This is a genomic window from Arthrobacter castelli DSM 16402, assembly GCF_000430705.1.
Classification (GTDB): Bacteria; Actinomycetota; Actinomycetes; order Actinomycetales; family Micrococcaceae; genus Arthrobacter_C; species Arthrobacter_C castelli.
The window spans coordinates 71,163-86,842 of sequence record NZ_AUMN01000016.1; the positions used below are offsets into that span (position 1 = coordinate 71,163).

Annotated in this window: 14 protein-coding genes; 9 read left to right on the plus strand and 5 right to left on the minus strand. The window is 65.8% G+C overall.

Translation table 11 applies throughout. The annotated features are described in order from the left end of the window. Nucleotides 1-51: 51 nt before the first annotated feature. From H535_RS0116460 to H535_RS26145, 4 genes are read left to right on the plus strand one after another with little or no spacing between them, the layout of a single operon-like run. On the plus strand, nucleotides 52-1,041 hold the full coding sequence (locus H535_RS0116460; protein ID WP_026820408.1) for a glycosyltransferase family 2 protein: 990 nt from the start codon (nucleotides 52-54) through the stop codon (nucleotides 1,039-1,041). Continuing rightward, nucleotides 1,038-2,438 (plus strand): polysialyltransferase family glycosyltransferase, encoded by a 1,401-nt coding sequence (locus tag H535_RS0116465; RefSeq protein ID WP_026820409.1) that lies wholly within the window; start codon nucleotides 1,038-1,040, stop codon nucleotides 2,436-2,438. The genes H535_RS0116460 and H535_RS0116465 overlap by 4 nt, the downstream gene beginning before the upstream one ends. After that, nucleotides 2,438-3,475: a hypothetical protein gene (locus tag H535_RS0116470; protein ID WP_051299443.1), complete on the plus strand. Its 1,038-nt coding sequence runs from the start codon at nucleotides 2,438-2,440 to the stop codon at nucleotides 3,473-3,475. The genes H535_RS0116465 and H535_RS0116470 overlap by 1 nt, the downstream gene beginning before the upstream one ends. Before the next feature lies 1 nt (nucleotide 3,476). Beyond that, nucleotides 3,477-4,661 (plus strand): DUF6716 putative glycosyltransferase, encoded by a 1,185-nt coding sequence (locus tag H535_RS26145; protein WP_035770017.1) that lies wholly within the window; start codon nucleotides 3,477-3,479, stop codon nucleotides 4,659-4,661. 240 nt (nucleotides 4,662-4,901) lie between these two features. Here H535_RS26145 and H535_RS26150 read toward each other — a convergent pair whose 3' ends face one another. After that, nucleotides 4,902-6,182, minus strand: coding sequence for an MFS transporter (locus tag H535_RS26150; RefSeq protein WP_081416758.1), 1,281 nt, complete (start codon nucleotides 6,180-6,182; stop codon nucleotides 4,902-4,904). A gap of 72 nt (nucleotides 6,183-6,254) precedes the next feature. Between H535_RS26150 and H535_RS0116490 the strand changes: the two genes are divergently transcribed. From H535_RS0116490 to H535_RS0116500, 3 genes are all read left to right on the plus strand, one after another. Beyond that, complete coding sequence (locus H535_RS0116490) at nucleotides 6,255-7,181, plus strand: LysR family transcriptional regulator (protein ID WP_026820411.1); 927 nt, start codon at nucleotides 6,255-6,257, stop codon at nucleotides 7,179-7,181. 150 nt (nucleotides 7,182-7,331) lie between these two features. Beyond that, entirely contained in the window at nucleotides 7,332-7,916 is a 585-nt protein-coding gene (locus H535_RS26155; RefSeq protein WP_035770018.1) for a PadR family transcriptional regulator, read from the plus strand. Continuing rightward, nucleotides 7,906-8,991 carry an inositol-3-phosphate synthase gene (locus H535_RS0116500; protein WP_026820412.1) on the plus strand — a complete coding sequence of 362 codons (1,086 nt, stop codon included), beginning with the start codon at nucleotides 7,906-7,908 and terminating at the stop codon, nucleotides 8,989-8,991. Before H535_RS26155 ends, H535_RS0116500 begins: the two co-directional genes overlap by 11 nt. 167 nt (nucleotides 8,992-9,158) lie before the next feature. On the opposite strand, the gene H535_RS26160 is transcribed toward H535_RS0116500, so the two are convergent. From H535_RS26160 to H535_RS0116525, 4 genes are all read right to left on the minus strand, one after another. Beyond that, nucleotides 9,159-9,887 (minus strand): sulfotransferase, encoded by a 729-nt coding sequence (locus H535_RS26160; protein ID WP_051299444.1) that lies wholly within the window; start codon nucleotides 9,885-9,887, stop codon nucleotides 9,159-9,161. A 276-nt stretch (nucleotides 9,888-10,163) separates the two neighbouring features. Beyond that, complete coding sequence (locus H535_RS26165; RefSeq protein WP_155838743.1) at nucleotides 10,164-10,310, minus strand: hypothetical protein; 147 nt, start codon at nucleotides 10,308-10,310, stop codon at nucleotides 10,164-10,166. Between the two features lie 852 nt (nucleotides 10,311-11,162). Further along, the gene (locus tag H535_RS0116520; RefSeq protein WP_245580358.1) at nucleotides 11,163-11,765 is read right to left on the minus strand and encodes a histidine phosphatase family protein; all 603 of its coding nucleotides are present in this window, start codon (nucleotides 11,763-11,765) and stop codon (nucleotides 11,163-11,165) included. 31 nt (nucleotides 11,766-11,796) lie between these two features. Beyond that, nucleotides 11,797-13,221: a CCA tRNA nucleotidyltransferase gene (locus tag H535_RS0116525; RefSeq protein ID WP_026820414.1), complete on the minus strand. Its 1,425-nt coding sequence runs from the start codon at nucleotides 13,219-13,221 to the stop codon at nucleotides 11,797-11,799. Nucleotides 13,222-13,292: 71 nt separating this feature from the next. On the opposite strand from H535_RS0116525, the gene H535_RS0116530 reads away from it, so the two are divergent. After that, nucleotides 13,293-13,823, plus strand: a complete 531-nt coding sequence (locus H535_RS0116530; protein WP_026820415.1) for an NUDIX hydrolase — start codon at nucleotides 13,293-13,295, stop codon at nucleotides 13,821-13,823. Nucleotides 13,824-13,881: 58 nt separating this feature from the next. After that, nucleotides 13,882-15,603, plus strand: a complete 1,722-nt coding sequence (gene murJ / locus H535_RS26170) for a murein biosynthesis integral membrane protein MurJ (protein ID WP_051299446.1) — start codon at nucleotides 13,882-13,884, stop codon at nucleotides 15,601-15,603. Nucleotides 15,604-15,680: the final 77 nt, after the last annotated feature.

Consider the following 15,680-nt stretch of genomic DNA (forward strand, 5'->3'; position numbering starts at 1 on the left):
CAAACAGGCACAAACAGCCAAGAGTCGAAAGCAGCAAACCCTTTGGATTCCATGGAACAACCACTGCTGAGCGTGATCGTGCCGGCCAAGGACCAGTTCGACTACCTGCCGGACACGCTGACCAGCCTCACCCGGCAGTTCGATGACCCGCATGCCATGCAGGTGATCGTGATCGACGACGGGTCGACCGACGGGACCGGCGACGTCGCCGCCGGCTATGCCAACCGGCTGCCCGGCCTGCGGCTCCTGACCAACGAGGAGCCGCACGGGCTGGCGACGGCCCGGAACCAGGGGCTGGCCGCCGCCGACGGCCGGTACCTGGCATACCTGGACGGTGACGACTGGCTGGCTCCCGGCCACTTCACGTCGCTCACCGACAGCATCACCCGGTTGCAGGTGGATTTCCTGCGGGTGGACCACATCCGCTGCACCGGCACCTCGCGCGCCACCCACCGCGCCCCGCAGGCCCGCCGGAATGTGGCGCTGGATCCGCGGGAGTCCATCCTGCCCGACAGCACGGCGACCATGGTGGACTACTGCTACGCCTGGGCCGGGATCTTCGACCGGAAAATGGCCGACGACGGACTGTTGCAGTTCCCGGACGGCCTCTTCACCGCCGAGGACCGGGCCTGGGCGTGGCGGCTGCACCTGCAGGCCGGCTCCTACGCCGTCGTCGACTCCCCCGGGATCCTGTACCGGCGGGGGCTGCCGACGTCGTTGACTTCGATCTACGATCGGCGGCAACTCGATTTCCTGCCCTCCTTCAGGCTCGTATTCGATGTGGTGGCCATGGACCCCGAGGCCGGACGGTTTTGGCCCAAGGCAGCCCGCATGTTCCTGGCGGTGCTGTCGCACCATCTGCGACGTTCGGCGTCCATGGGCCCGGACGTGCGCGGCGACCTCCACTCCGGCGCGCGCGAGGCGCTGCAGATGATCCCCGCCGACGTTCTCGGCGCTGCGTTGCACGGCGTCGACAACCGGCGGTTGAAGCTGCTGCTGCCGCTGGTGCCGCGGCAGCTGCGGAACGGGAGGGCGGCATGACACAACTGCTGCTCGCTTCGACTCTGTACCAGTGCCTCTCCCTGGCAGCGGCCGACGACGCCGGACTGCTTCCCGGCGACGCCGGCGAGGAGCGGATCCTGGTGCTGGCCAACAGCTCCCAGGTTCCCGAGGTCACCGGGCGGCTGCAGGACACCGCCGGCTTCGACCGGGTCGCCGCCCGCTTTGACCGGGTGCTGGATCTGGGAGACCTGATCTACCCGCGCCGGCCTCCACAGTTTGGCCCGCAGCACGAAGAACTGCGGATGTGGCAAACCCTGCTGCGCAGCCACTGGGACCTTGGAGATGAACCTGTCTCGCTGGTGCTCGATTCAGTGCACGTGAATCCGGGCATTGCCTTGTCCAGGATCTTCTCCGCCGCGCCGCTGGTGGTGCATTCCGACGGCCTGATGGTCTATGGGCCGACCCGCAAGGCGCTGGCACCAGAGATTGCCCAGCGACTGGACGGACTGCTGTACCTGGACCTGGTGCCTGGCCTGGCTCCGCAGCTGCTGCGCGAATACCAGCTGCCGGTGACGGCCATTCCCGCGGCGGCGCTGCGGACGGTGGTCACGCAGATGACTGAAACTCCTGACCCGGAACTGGATGCCGTGCTGGGCCGGGTGGCCGCTCCGCCGACGTCGGCCCTGATCCTCGGCCAGTACCTCACCGAGCTACGGCTGATCACCCGCGAAGAGGAGACTGAACTCCACTTCGACATGCTGCTCACCGCCGCCGAGCGCGGCATCAGCACCTGTATCTTCAAGCCGCATCCCTCGGCCGGCCGCGCCTCCACTCAAATCCTGGTGGACGAGGCGAACCGATTGGGGATGGACATGGTGGTGCTCGACCTGCCGGCCCCGGCCGAGGTCGTGATGGCCAAGGCCCGGCCGGACCTGGTGATCGGTGCCTTCTCCACCGCCATGGCCACCGCCCGCTACGTGTTCGATATCGATGCCGCGGCCATCGGGACGTCGCTGCTGCTCGAGCGGATCACCCCGTACGAGAACAGCAACCGGGTCCCGATCACCATCGTGGACGCGCTGCTGGTCCGTTCGCTGTGGGCCCCGGCCGGGCAGGGCGCCCCGTCCGGGCAACCGGACGGACAGCACCCGGCTCCGCTGCAGCAACTGGTCGACGCCGTCGCCTACTGCATGCAACCGGTCAACCTGGCCTCGCTGCGCGATCATGCCGTCGGGTTCCTGGACTCGGCCACAGAGACCGAGGTGACGCGCTACTTCAAGAGGCGCCGGCTGACCTCGCTGGACCTGCCCGGAGCACTGCCCGCCGGACGCCGCGCGCTGGCGCTGGCATCGCGGATACCGCCACGGGTGAGGGCCAAGGTGCCACGCAAGATGCGGGGGCTGAGCCGCCGGGCGCTCGCCGCCGTCGCGGAATGATGACCCCGCGGCCAGGCACCAGGTGCGAACCCGGGCGGGGGCTGGCGCGCCCGCGCTCCGGACACGCGGTGGTGTGGGCCGAATCGCCGCTGCAGCTGCTCAGCGCGGTCGAAGGGCACGGAGCCGGACTGTTTGGACGCCGGACGGTGATCCACCCGCGGTCCGGTTCGGTCGGTTTGTCCTCGACCCTGAGCTCGCTGATGAGCCAGGTCCCCGACGGGGTCAGCTTCACGCCGGGCGCCGCACGGATCCCGTCGCCGCGCACGCCGGGCATGGACCGGTGGGTGATCGGCGACGCATTCTCCGGGACCGCGCAACGCCAGTTGATGCTGCATCCGCCGGCCGGCGAAGTGGTGGTGCTCGACGACGGCCTGGCGACCAGGAGCCTGCTGGCGTCGCTGGCCAGTGAGCGCCCGGTTCCACTCGTGCGGCCGCGCGTGGTTCCGACGACGGCGCGACGCACCCTGGGACTGGCCACCTGGTTCACCTTGCGCCGGTTGATGCGCGCCGGCCGGCTGGTGGTCTTCACCGCGCTGCCGGTTGCCGATGATGTACGACGGCGTTTCGCGGACCTGGGCGGCCATCTCGAGTCCCACCGGTTCGAATGGCTGGATACGCAACCCGTTCCCGAAACCGTCTACGAACCGACAGTGCTCGTTGGCTCGGCGATGCCGGCGGACGGATTGATCGACGAGGCACCCTACGTCGACTGGGTGCATTCAATGACCGACGACGGTCCGGTGGCCTACTTCCCGCACCGCCGCGAGGAACCGGAGACCCTGGCGCGCATCGCGGCGCATCCGATGATCCGGATGAAGGAGCACACCGTTCCGGTGGAGATGCGGCTGCGGTCCTTGGCCCCCGGCCAGCGGGTGCATTGCCTGCCCTCGACAGTGCTGGCCTCCCTGGGGCTGATCCTCGCCCCGTCCGGAGTGCGGATCTTCGGGCATGCAGTCCCTGACCAGTGGTGGACGACGTCGACCCCCGACCGGGTGCGGCACCACCTGAGCAGCGCGTTGGATACCGTGGGAGGCTGAGATGGAACCCTTCCGGATTGCCGCCATCGCCGACAGCGATTCCTACCTGAAGTTTGCCTGCTCGACGCTGGAGACGATGCCCGGATGGGACCGGAGCGTGGCCATCCTGCGCTCTCCGCTGCGCCCCACCGTGGAGCAAATGTCCGCGGCAACTGCCGGCACCTTCCTCGCGGGCAGCCTGCCGCCCGTGCTGACCCCCTCGGCGCTGACCAGCACGCTGGCCGGCGCCGACGTCGTACTGTCCGCCGCCACCGGACCGGTCACCGAGGAGGTCTTCCTCGCGGCCTCCCGGCTGGAACACCGCCCCGCCCTGGTGTCCGCGCTACCCGGGGTCGCACTGCCGGCCACATCCAGGGCGCTGCAATACCGCGCCCTGGGGGATGCGTTCATCACGCACAGCCACTGTGAGTGTCGTGCCTTCAGCGCCATGGCCTCGGCCGAAGGGTTGGAGCAGACAATGCTGGTGTCCCGGCTCCCGTTCCTGAACTCGGCCACTATCCCGGAACCCGTGACCAGCGCCTTGCGCTCGGTCGTCTTCGCACCGCAGGCCAAAGTCCCCTCCGGCCGCGAGGAACGATCCTTGATCCTGCAGCGGCTCGCCGCACTCTCCCGCCGGCATCCGGAGCTGGACGTAGTGGTGAAACTGCGTGCCTGGGACGGCGAACCGCAGACCCACCTGGAACAGCTTCCCTATGACCGGATCTGGGCCTGGCTGATCAGCGAAGGTGCAGTCGCCGGGCACGAGTTGTCGTTCCGCACCGGACCGATGTCGCAGCTGCTGGTACCGGGCACGGCGCTGGTCACGGTCAGTTCGACGGCGGCGCTGGAGGCGGTCGACGCCGGCTTGCCGGTGCTGGTCCTGGAGGACTTTGGGGTCGCGGACGAGTTGCTCAACAGCGTCTTCACCGGCAGCGGGCTGCTCGGGTCCCTCGACGACCTGGGCCGCTGCGCCTTTGCCCATCCGGCCAAGCCGTGGCTGCGGGAGAACTACTTCCACCACCAGAACGTGGACCTGGCGCAGCTACTGGAAAGCTACGCCGTGCGCGCCCGCACCGGACGGCTCACGGCCCGCAACACCAGTGCGGCGAATGCACGGTATCTGCAGGGCCGCATCCGGCGCCGCCTGCGCACGGCGCTGCCCGATCCGTTGCTGCAGGTGGCCCGCCGGATCCGCAGCTCGGCGTAACCGCGGCGGCGGTTACGCCCGCGCGCGGGTGCCTCTTTCCCCTGCACGCATCCGCTCCGTACCCCAGTGGCGGTTACGCTCGCGCGCGGGTGCCTCAGTGCTTGAAGCGGCCCTTCCAGCCCCGCCAGAGACCGTGAAGCGGCTGGTGCCGGGTTTCGCCGGCGCGGCGCCGGCCGTCCCGCTCCGGAGCGGGCTCCATCCCCCGGCAATCAAGGAAAGCCTTGACTCCTGCCTCGGTGCTTAAACGTCCAAACGACGCGATTCCTGCCATGATGTTCCTCCATCTACTGTTCGGTTTATATGTGGTGAGGTGGTAAAGATGACCGCTGCGGCGATCACCGGGATCAGCGCCGCGGTGGCCGCGCTGAGCCAGGCGACCGCCACGGGCAAGGGGTGCCAGAACGTCAGCAGGCCGACGGCGACTGCCGGAGCTCCCGCACCGAGGTAGAACGCCAGGTACAGGGCGGCGTTGACGCCTCCACGGCTGTGTGCCGGAGTTGCCGCATCGACACTGGCCGTGGCGCTGCCGTAGGCGAACCCGTGCCCGATCCCGGCGGCGACAGCCGCGACGAGGGTCAGTGCCGTCGAGTTGCCGATGGTCAGTATCAGCATCACCAGGCTGCCCAGCAACGCGCCGAGACCGGCGAGCTGGGCCAGCCGCGAACTCAACCGCAGCACCAGGGGCTGGACCAGCATCGAGCAGGTCAACATCACGGCGACGATGCCGCCTGTCACCGCCGGATGCTCCGTCCCGGTGGCCCGGGTGATGATGGTCGGTATCGTCGCCAGGAACACCCCTGCCACCGTCCAGGCGATAAATCCGGTCGCGGCCGCGGAAGCAAACCGGTGGCGCATCGCATGTGGCACCTGCGGACGGGTCGGACGCCATTGCCGTAACCGTTGGGTGGGCGCCGCCGTCAGGGTGGACACGCGCCGCCACCCGATGGCGAGCAGACCCAGGTGAATGACGAACGGCAGCAGCCGCGGCCAAGGCAAATATTCCGCCAACGCACCGGCCGCGAATGGTCCTGCCGCTGTACCGCCAACAAACGCCATGGTGGCCAGCACTGACGCCCACAACCGCTGCCGTTCCGCCCTGCTCTCGATGATCAGGGCAGTCGCGGGACCAGTGGCTGCGCCCAATGCCAGCCCCTGCGCCGCCCGGCCGACCAGCAGCAGCGCAGGTCCGTCGGCGATCAGGAAGCAGACCGAGCCGATCGCGGCCAGCAACAGGCTGAGCCGAAGTATGGACCGCCGCCCGAGCACATCCGAGGCAGGCCCAAAGAGCAGCAGCGCCGGGGCGCTGACCAGCGCAAAGACCGCGTAGATCAGCACCATGGTCAGATCGGTGAAGCCAAAGGCCTGCTGGTACCCGGGATACAACGGGGTAGGCAGGTAGGCTCCGGCGGTCAGCACCAAAAGCAGATGCACGGCGATACGCGCTTCACGCTTGGAGCCGTGAAGCGTGGCGGGCCGGAACGGAGGCCGCGGGTGGGCAGCCGGGGAACTCTTAAGGTGCATGCTTCAAGCGTTACATCAACGAGACATGAAGAGAAGCAAACAGTATTGCACTATACCGTGTATTATTCTTTCATGATTGATCCAAAGCTGCGGGTGCTGCAAATGGTCGCCCACTACGGCACGGTCACCGCCGCGGCAGCCGCGTTGCACTACACGCCGTCGGCGGTTTCGCACCAGTTGCGCCAGCTGGCCGCCGAGCTCGGCGTGGACCTGCTCTCGCAGTACGGACGCGGAATCAGGCTGACCGCCGCTGCCAGGACTGTGCTGCGGCACGCCGATGTGTTGTATGCCCAGGTCGAGCGTGCGGAGGCCGAACTCATGGCCTCCGTCGACGAACCGGCGGGGTCGTTCACGGTGTGCGGATTCTCCACCGCCGCCACCCACCTGCTTCCCCCGGCCGCCGCATCGTTGCGGGACCGGTACCCTCATCTGAGCGTGCGCGTCATCGAAGCCGAGCCTTCCCGGGGTTTCGACCTGCTGCTTGCCGGCGATGCGGACCTGGCGCTGCTGACGGCGACCGGACAGACACCGCCGTCGTCGGACCAGCGCTTCGATCAGCGGCCGCTGCTTGACGACCCCCTGGACCTGGTGGTGCCCGAACAACATCATCTGGCCGCACGCTCCCGGGTCACCCTCGCCGACGCGGCCGACGAATCGTGGATTGTGGGACGGCCCGGAAGCGCCTATCACCACCTGGTGCTGACGGCCTGCCAGGCCGCCGGGTTTACACCCAACATCGCCCACTATGCCGACGAGTGGGACACCGGAACCGCGCTGGTGGCGCATCACTTCGGCATCATCCTGGTGCCCCGTCTCGCCCGGCTCCATGAAGAATGGCCGGTGGAGCGGGTCCGGCTCAGCGGCGAGCCTGCGCCCGCACGCCGGATCCTGGCAACGACCCGGCTCGGCGGCAGGGAACATCCGATGGTGGCGCACGCCCTGGACACCATCACCACCACGGCAGCCACCCTGCTCCCGCAACCCCAACCGGCCGAATAGGCAACGGCGCCGGCTCGGCCCCTGGACACCCCCAGCTTGGGGCTGCATCGCCACCCGTCCGCCGTCACAATTCGGTCAGCATTGCCGCGCGATATATCCTGTCGATACATCGGTACGTAACAATGGGGCGGAGCCTGGAGGCGGTGAAGCATGGGAAAGCGATCGGAGACCCTCGAATTTGCGGTGCTTGGCCTGCTCAGTGACACGCCACTGCACGGCTATGAACTGCGTAAACGGCTGAATCTTATGTTCGGACCGTTCCGTGCCCTCTCCTATGGAACGCTGTATCCATGCCTGCGCCGGCTCACCGGCGCCGGTTTGATCCGCGAGTACGGACTGGACCATACGGCAGCAGAATGCACCGGACGGCACCGGATCAGCTACATCCTGACCGACGACGGCGCCGCCCGGCTGGCGGCGAATCTTTCGGATACCGGCCCGGCGGCCTGGGATGATGACCAATTCGGCGTGCACTTCTCGTTCTTCTCCCGGATCGATCCGCAGACCAGGCTGCACATCCTGCAGGGCCGCCGCGCGCGGCTGACCGAACGGCTCGCCGTCGTCGACCAGTCGCTGGCCAAGCTGCAGCAACCGCGGGACCGGTACGCCGTCGTCCTGCAACAACACGGGCGGGATTCACTCGAGCGCGAGTTGGGCTGGCTGGACGAGCTCATCGGCGCTGAATCCGCCGCATCGACCACCACAACAATTACAAGGAGAACACGTGGGAACTAATCCAATTCGGGCAGCGATCGTCGGGGTGGGCAACTGCGCCGCGTCGCTGGTGCAAGGGGTCCATTACTACCGCGATGCCGCCGCGGACAGCAGCATTCCCGGCCTGATGCACGTCGAATTCGGTCCCTACCACGTCAATGATGTGAACTTTGTGGCTGCGTTCGACGTCGACGGCAAGAAAGTCGGGCTGGACCTGGCCGATGCGCTCACGGCCAGCGAGAACAACACCATCAAAATCGCAGATGTGCCGGCCACGGGGATAAACGTTCAACGCGGCCCGACCCTGGATGGGCTGGGACAGTACTACCGGGACACCATCACCGAGTCCGACGACGAGCCGGTGGATGTGGCGGCCGCTCTGCGTGAAGCCCGGGTCGACGTGGTGGTCTGCTACCTGCCGGTCGGGTCCGAGGATGCCGCGAAGTTCTACGCCCAGGCAGCCATCGACGCCGGAGCCGCCTTTGTCAATGCGCTGCCGGTTTTCATCGCCGGAACCAGGCAGTGGGCGGACAAGTTCACCGCGGCCGGCCTGCCCATTGTCGGCGACGACATTAAATCCCAGATCGGTGCCACCATCACCCACCGCGTGATGGCCCGGCTGTTCCAGGAGCGTGGCGTGGTGCTGGACCGGACGTATCAGCTCAACGTCGGCGGCAACATGGACTTCAAGAACATGCTCGAGCGTGAACGCTTGGAATCCAAGAAAACGTCCAAGACCCAGGCGGTCACTTCCAACACGACGGCCGAACTCGGCACCCGGAACGTGCACATCGGACCCAGCGACTACATCGAGTGGCTCGACGACCGGAAATGGGCCTACGTCCGACTGGAGGGGCGCAACTTCGGGGACGCGCCGGTCAACATGGAGTACAAGCTGGAGGTTTGGGATTCGCCCAACTCCGCCGGCGTCATCATCGATGCCATCCGGGCGGCGAAGATCGGGCTGGACCGCGGTATCGGCGGACCTTTGCTGTCCGCGTCCAGCTACTTCATGAAATCCCCGCCCGAGCAGTATCCCGAAGACGAGTCCCGTGCCAAGGTGGAGGACTTCATCAGCGGGACCGCCGACCAGTAGGCACCTGCGACCGGTCGCCGTGCTTCAGTGCATGGATTAACACCAAGGTGGGATTGGCGGCGTGGTTCCCGGCGTGTCGGCGACCGCCCCGCCGGGACGCGTGCCCGTTGGTGTTACTCCGTGCCGATTGAAGTGCGCAGCGAACGGCCCGCGCCGGACCGTCGTGCTCAATACGAGTGCCGCTGGGCCATCGTGGCCCGGACCAGGTCGACGTCGAACTCCTCGCCAAGCCACGCATACATGCTTCGCAGTGACTCCGGGTCGGAGGTGTAATCGTCGTAGTGGACCCGGAAGGCGTCCGGCCCGAGCAGGTCAGCGGCCGCAAGGTACCGGTTCTCGGCCGCGGCAATCCGCTCCAACGCGTCGGGTTCGTTGACCCACCACTTACTCTGGCTGACGGCCTCGTGGGAGCGGGTGTTGATCAGGAAGCGGGCCCCGGGGAACACGTTGCGGAGAAACTCGACGAAGTCGGGCAGCCCCTTTACCGGCCACCGGATCTCCTTGTATCCGACAACACGCGAGTCCGGCTCCGGCCGGATGAAGGTGTTCAGCGCCAGAGCCCGCATGCTCTCAAACGCCGCTTGGTCAGGATAGCCATCGATGCCGTACCACGGGTGGGTGACCGGAATCGGCTCGGCCCGCAGCCGGTCCTGCCGGTCCTTCACCGCACGGTTGTGGAATTTGTAGAGGTCGCCCATCAAGCCGCGGTTTTCACCGCGGATCACGTACCCCGGGATGGTGTTGAGGATGCCTTGCAGCAGCGTGGATCCGGATCTGCCGTAGGTCATCACGAATAAGTACTGCAACTCGTCCTGACCGGCGTCGGGTTGCCCGTGCCCGGCGGCGCCGGACCGCAGTTTCACCAGCTGCCGACCCAGCTGTTCAGCGACGCGCATTTTTCTCCACCTGCAAACGTGAGTAGTTGGTCAGCAAAAGGCTATCGTCCAGCACCGCCGGTTGAAGCGGCTATTTGCCGGCTTGGCCGGATTGTCGACCAATGTTCATTTGCCGTCCACCAGCTCGTCGTTAACCGGGTCGTTAAAGGCGGAAACCCGCGTCTGCGATTGTCCGCCGTCTTATCGTCAAGTGACGGGGACACCCAAACGCGGGTTTCGCTCGAATCAGCACTGAGCACCAATGTCAGTACCTCCTGATCGATGCCGGTTACGGCATTACTTGATGTACATGACGTGCTGCGGTGCTATGTAGCGTTCGGAAGTACTCCGGGCGTCCGGCAGTGCTCCAGGCAGCGGTTGGCCGTATTCGTCGCGGCGTATCCGCTTCCAATAGGAGCGCCGCTCACGGCTCTTCTTACCCATGCTGATCACCTCCTTGCGTGGTTTCGACGGGTGTTCCGCCCTCCGCAGCGACAGGTCCACTGCGGATAACGGCGGGGCTGGACAGAATGAATTCCGACGACGGCGGCACGGAACCGTCCGGCACCACGGGGGTGGGCGGATTGGACGGGGCCGGCCGCCCGGACGGGCCGGCAGACGCAGCCGGCGAATAGGCAGATGCAAGAATGCGCACGGGAGTTCCTCAATCAAAACGAAAGTGAGGCCTCCGCTGAAAATGCGGTGGATTTCCCTGCTGAAAACCGGCTAACGGCCGGAAGTGGAAGGAATCAGCGCGAACAGAATGCGGAGGCGGGGCTGGTTGATGCATAAGCAGTGCCAGGCGCTGCGAGCAGAACCGCGTGTGGCATAAACATGCCTGTCAGGCGAATCTCAAAATTATTCACAATCCCCACCTCCTTTGCGCTATCGAAACCGGTACTGGATTGGGTCTTCCCAATCGCACGCTAATAACCGTACCCCACGTCGGCTGCTCTTGCCTAGAATAAATGGAGAATTCCTCAACTAATTTTCGGTGCCGCCCGCTGACGACCGCTCCCGGCGCCCCTGGCTCCCGGTGCCCCGGCCTGCCGGACCCACCGGCGGCCTGCCATGGGCGCCCCGGCGGCCTGCCGCGCGAGCACCGGCGGTGAAACCGGTCAGGAGTGGCGACCATGGCCCCTGCAACCCGATCCCGATTGGGCACTATCTGTCCTATCCGCCGCAGTTGGACGATATCTGCCCACTCCAACCCACCATTTACGGCATTTCATGACCGCTCGTGGGATTGTCACACTCCAAATGGCACTTATTGGCCACTCGACCGCCCAACGCCGCTCACACTCCCCAGGCCAGCACCGCCGGGGTCTCCCGGTCCCAGCCCAAGGTGCACACCTTGCCCGTACCGAGCAGGAAGTGGTGCCCGCCGGCCGGTTCCAGGCTGAGCCACCGCGCGGTGAGCAGCCGCAGGAAATGGCTGTGTGCCACCAGCATGACGTTCCGGTGCCCGGAGGAGCGGACCCGGGCGATCACCGCATCCGCCCGTGCGGCGACCTGGCCGGCCGATTCACCGCCACGGGCACCGTGCGTCCAGATGGACCACCCCGGCTCCTTTTCGCGGATCTCGTCCGTTGTCAGCCCCTCGTAGTCGCCGTAGTCCCATTCCACAACGCGCGGCTCTTCCTCGGCCTGGTTGAGTCCGGCCAGTTCCGCCGTGCGCCAGGCGCGCTGCAGCGGTGAGGTCAGCACCAGGTCAAATGTGATGTGTTCCAGCCGCGACTTGATCCCGGCCGCGAGCGCCTCGCCCTCGGCTGTCAGTTCGACGTCGGTCAGTCCGGTATGCCTGCCCTCGCGCGCCCATTCCGTCTCCCCGTGGCGCAGCAGCCACAGTCGCGGGTTGTCCGATTTGTGGTTTTCGACGTCGCTGATCGGGTGCGTCACTGGGCCTCCGTGGGGCGGGTCATGGTGTGGATCATGGAGCGGATTCCGGTTGCTCTGCCCACCACTGACGAAGCCTGCGCTCTGCCTCCGCCGGTTCCAAGGGGCCGGATTCCATCCGTTCATTGAGCAGGAATTTGTAGGCCCGCCCGACGACGGGGCCCGGCTTGATGCCCAGCAGTTCCATGATTCGGCTGCCGTCCAGGTCGGGCCGGATTGCTTCCAGCTCCTCTTGCTGGCGCAACGCGGCAATCCGTTGCTCCAGATCGTCATAGGCGAAGGAGAGCCGCTCGGCCTTCCGCCGGTTCCGGGTGGTTACGTCGGACCTGGTGAGGCGGTGCAGCCGCTCCAGCTGATCCCCGGCATCGGTGACGTAGCGCCGGACGGCGGAATCGGTCCACCCGGCGTCGCCGTATCCATAAAAACGCATGTGCAGTTCCACCAGCAGGGACACCGCCTTGATGGTGTCATTGTCGAAGCGGAGCGCCTTCATCCGCTTCGCGGTCAGCTTCGCCCCGACCACCTCGTGGTGCCGGAAACTGACCGCTCCCGACGCCTCGAAGCGGCGGGTGGCGGGCTTGCCGACGTCGTGCATCAACGCAGCAAACCGCAGGATGAAATCAGGGGCGGGCACGGCACCGTCGTCGCCGGTTTCCAGTCCGGCCGCCTGCCGCAGCACCGTGAGCGAATGCTGGTAGACATCCTTATGGCGGTGGTGCTCGTCAATTTCGAGTTTCAGCGCCGGAACCTCGGGCAGCACATGGCCGGCCAGCCCGGACGAGACCAGCAGGTCGATGCCCGCTTCCGGTGCCACTCCGCACACCAGCTTGGTCAGCTCATCGCGCACCCGCTCGGCGGAGACAATGTCGATGCGGTCAGCCATCGCCGTCATCGCCTCGGCGACCTCCGGGGCCACATCAACCTGCAGTTGCGAGGCGAAGCGGGCCGCGCGCAGCATCCGCAGCGGATCATCCGAAAACGACGACGACGGCGTGCCGGGGGTGCGCAGCTGGCCGGTATGCAGATCCTTCACCCCTCCGGAAGGGTCCACCAGCTCCATGGACGGCAGCCGCAGCGCCATCGCGTTCATGGTGAAATCACGGCGCAGCAGATCATCTTCCAGTACCGTGCCGAACGCGACCTGCGGCTTGCGGGAGCCGGCGTCGTAGGCGTCCGCCCGGTAGGTGGTCACTTCCAGCGTGAGGCCCTGGCGGCGCAGGCCGATGGTGCCGAAGTCCCTGCCGATCTCCCAATAGGCGTCGGCCCACTTCCTGATGAGATGGACGATTTCGTCGGGCGTGGCGTCGGAGGTGAAGTCCAGATCGGGTGACATCCGTCCCAGAAACAAGTCGCGGACGGGGCCGCCGACCAGCGACAATTCGTGCCCGGCGGCGGTAAACAGCTCTGCCAGTTCGATAACGATCTTGGGAAGGGTCGATGTATCGATCAGCTGCGCCATAGTGCCTTAAATCCTGCCAGACTTTCTCCGGCCGTTCATCACCGGGTCTAAAGATCGTTAGAGTGGTCTGCATGGCCCACCCCGTCCCGAGAGCACCGAAACGTACCCCATTGACGGTGTCAATGGGCCGCGGTTCCATGCCTCCGGCACACACGGGCCTGCCCACTGTCGAGGAGATTTCCGCCGGCGGAGTCGTGGTTGACACCGCCGACCAGCGCCTCCATGTTGCGATTATTGCCCGGATCAACCGCGGCGGCCGACTCGAGTGGTGCCTGCCCAAGGGCCACCCCGAAAACGATGAGACAAACGAAGAAGCGGCCATCAGGGAGATTGAAGAAGAGACAGGGATTGCCGGTCGGATGCTCGCTCGACTGGGCACCGTCGACTATTGGTTCACCGTATCCGGCCACCGGGTGCATAAGACGGTTCACCATTTCCTGCTGACAGCCACCGGTGGTGAGCTCACCACAGAGAATGATCCCGATCACGAGGCCGTCGACGTCGCGTGGGTGCCGATCAAGGATCTGGCCAAGCGGCTGTCTTTTCCCAATGAGCGGCGTATTGCTGATGTGGCCCGCGAAGTGCTCCCCGGGCATGTCTGAGACGAACCACGGAGCGTCCGGAAGTATTTTGTTACCAAGCAGTGGGACGATATAGCTGATGACGGCGCAAGCAACTTCCACTGACTCTGAAGAGGAAAAACCGAATGCGGCCCGGTCCAGCGCGATCATGGCCGCCGGCACACTGGTCTCCCGGGGACTCGGTTTCGTCAAAACGATCCTGCTGTCCATCGCTTTGGGCGCCGCCACTGGCGTAGCGGACATTTTCGACATCGCCAACCAGATACCGAACATCATCTATTTGGCCGTGGCGGGCGGGATCTTCAATGCGGTGCTGGTGCCGCAGATCATCAGGGCCAGCAAACAACACGACCGCGGAACGGACTACGTCAGCAGGCTGTTGACTCTGATGGTGCTGGTGATGGTGCTGCTGGCCCTGGTGATCACGCTTTCCGCAGGCTGGATCATCCCGCTGCTGACTACGGACTTCAGCCAGGCGCAGCTGACTTTGGCTATTACCTTTGGCCTGTGGTGCCTGCCGCAGATCTTTTTCTACGGTTTGTATGCAGTGCTGGGCCAGATCCTGAACTCCTATGGCTCCTTTGGCCCCTACATGTGGGCGCCGGTGCTGAACAATGTGGTCGCTATCGGCGGACTGCTGCTGTTCATTGCCATGATGGGTGCCCAGCAAATGCAGGATGGACGGGCCGTCGCGCACACAGTGGAGAACTGGTCCACGACCCAAACCATCCTGGTGGCCGGTACGGCCACCCTCGGCATTGCCGTCCAGGCGCTGGTGCTTGCCTGGCCGGTGAAGCGCCTGCGGCTCGGGCTGAAGCCCCGGTTCGGCTGGCGCGGCATCGGGCTGGGCCGCGCGGCAAAGATTGCTGTCTGGACCCTTGGCACGATGATTGTCGGTAATGGCGCCTTCCTGATCTATACCAAGATCGGCACCATTGCCACCGGGGCCCGTGACAGCGTCGAGGGTGCAATCGCCGGTCCCTACTCCCTGACAGTTGCCACGCAGGTGTATCTGCTGCCCCACTCCATCGTGGTGCTGTCAGTGGCGACAGTGCTGTTCAACCGAATGTCCCATGCGGCGAGCAGCAACGACGACGACGCCATGCGCCATATCCTCTCGCGGGGCCTGCGCACGGTCGGGGTGGCGACTGTGTTCGGTGCCGTCGCGCTGTTGGTGCTGGCCGGTCCGTTGGGCATGTTATTCAGTGGCGGCCGGGCGCCGGCCGGCGCGCTGGTCGGCATCGTGCTGTCGTTCCTGGCCCTCGGACTTCCGTTCTTCAGCGCCAATTTCATGATGAACAGGGTTTTCTATTCCTTGGAAGATGCGCGCACGCCGTTCGTCATCCAGATGATACTGACGGCTATTGGGATTACATTGGCGGTGTGCGCGGCCTTTTTCCCGCCACAGTGGGTCATCTTCGCGCTCGCCGTCAGCTACACGCTGGGCAGCATGTCCGGGGTGATCGTTTCGCATCAGTTCCTCAAACGCCGGCTGGGCAATTACGACGGCGGCCACATCATCGATTCGCACATCCGGATGGCCTGTGCCGCATTGGTCTCCGGTGCTGCGGGGGTGCTCGTGCTGTGGGTCTGTGGCGGTTACGACCCGAATGGCTTCGCCTGGGGAGGCGGCGTTGGCCGGTACATGTCGATCCTGTCGGCCATCGCGGTGCTGGCCGTCGCCGGAACTGTCATGGCAGTGGTGTACCTACTGCTGTTGAAACTGTTCCGGGTCCACGAGTTGAAGGAATTCCTTCAACCACTGCTCGCGCGCCTTGGCCGCGGTGGCGCATCACGCTAGCAGGCAGCGGTTCAAAACCACCACAGCTGCCAGTGAGAAGAGGGCTCCCCGGCGACGTGCCAACACGGGTGATCGGG

Excerpts from the sequence above, each read along its gene's own strand:
- H535_RS0116460 (WP_026820408.1), top strand. The coding sequence starts at position 52 with ATGGAACAACCACTGCTGAGCGTGATCGTGCCGGCCAAGGACCAGTTC.
- H535_RS0116465 (WP_026820409.1), top strand. The coding sequence starts at position 1,038 with ATGACACAACTGCTGCTCGCTTCGACTCTGTACCAGTGCCTCTCCCTG.
- H535_RS0116470 (WP_051299443.1), top strand. The coding sequence starts at position 2,438 with ATGACCCCGCGGCCAGGCACCAGGTGCGAACCCGGGCGGGGGCTGGCG.
- H535_RS26145 (WP_035770017.1), top strand. The coding sequence starts at position 3,477 with ATGGAACCCTTCCGGATTGCCGCCATCGCCGACAGCGATTCCTACCTG.
- H535_RS26150 (WP_081416758.1), bottom strand. The coding sequence starts at position 6,182 with ATGCACCTTAAGAGTTCCCCGGCTGCCCACCCGCGGCCTCCGTTCCGG.
- H535_RS0116490 (WP_026820411.1), top strand. The coding sequence starts at position 6,255 with ATGATTGATCCAAAGCTGCGGGTGCTGCAAATGGTCGCCCACTACGGC.
- H535_RS26155 (WP_035770018.1), top strand. The coding sequence starts at position 7,332 with ATGGGAAAGCGATCGGAGACCCTCGAATTTGCGGTGCTTGGCCTGCTC.
- H535_RS26160 (WP_051299444.1), bottom strand. The coding sequence starts at position 9,887 with ATGCGCGTCGCTGAACAGCTGGGTCGGCAGCTGGTGAAACTGCGGTCC.
- H535_RS26165 (WP_155838743.1), bottom strand. The coding sequence starts at position 10,310 with ATGGGTAAGAAGAGCCGTGAGCGGCGCTCCTATTGGAAGCGGATACGC.
- H535_RS0116525 (WP_026820414.1), bottom strand. The coding sequence starts at position 13,221 with ATGGCGCAGCTGATCGATACATCGACCCTTCCCAAGATCGTTATCGAA.
- H535_RS0116530 (WP_026820415.1), top strand. The coding sequence starts at position 13,293 with ATGGCCCACCCCGTCCCGAGAGCACCGAAACGTACCCCATTGACGGTG.
- murJ (WP_051299446.1), top strand. The coding sequence starts at position 13,882 with ATGACGGCGCAAGCAACTTCCACTGACTCTGAAGAGGAAAAACCGAAT.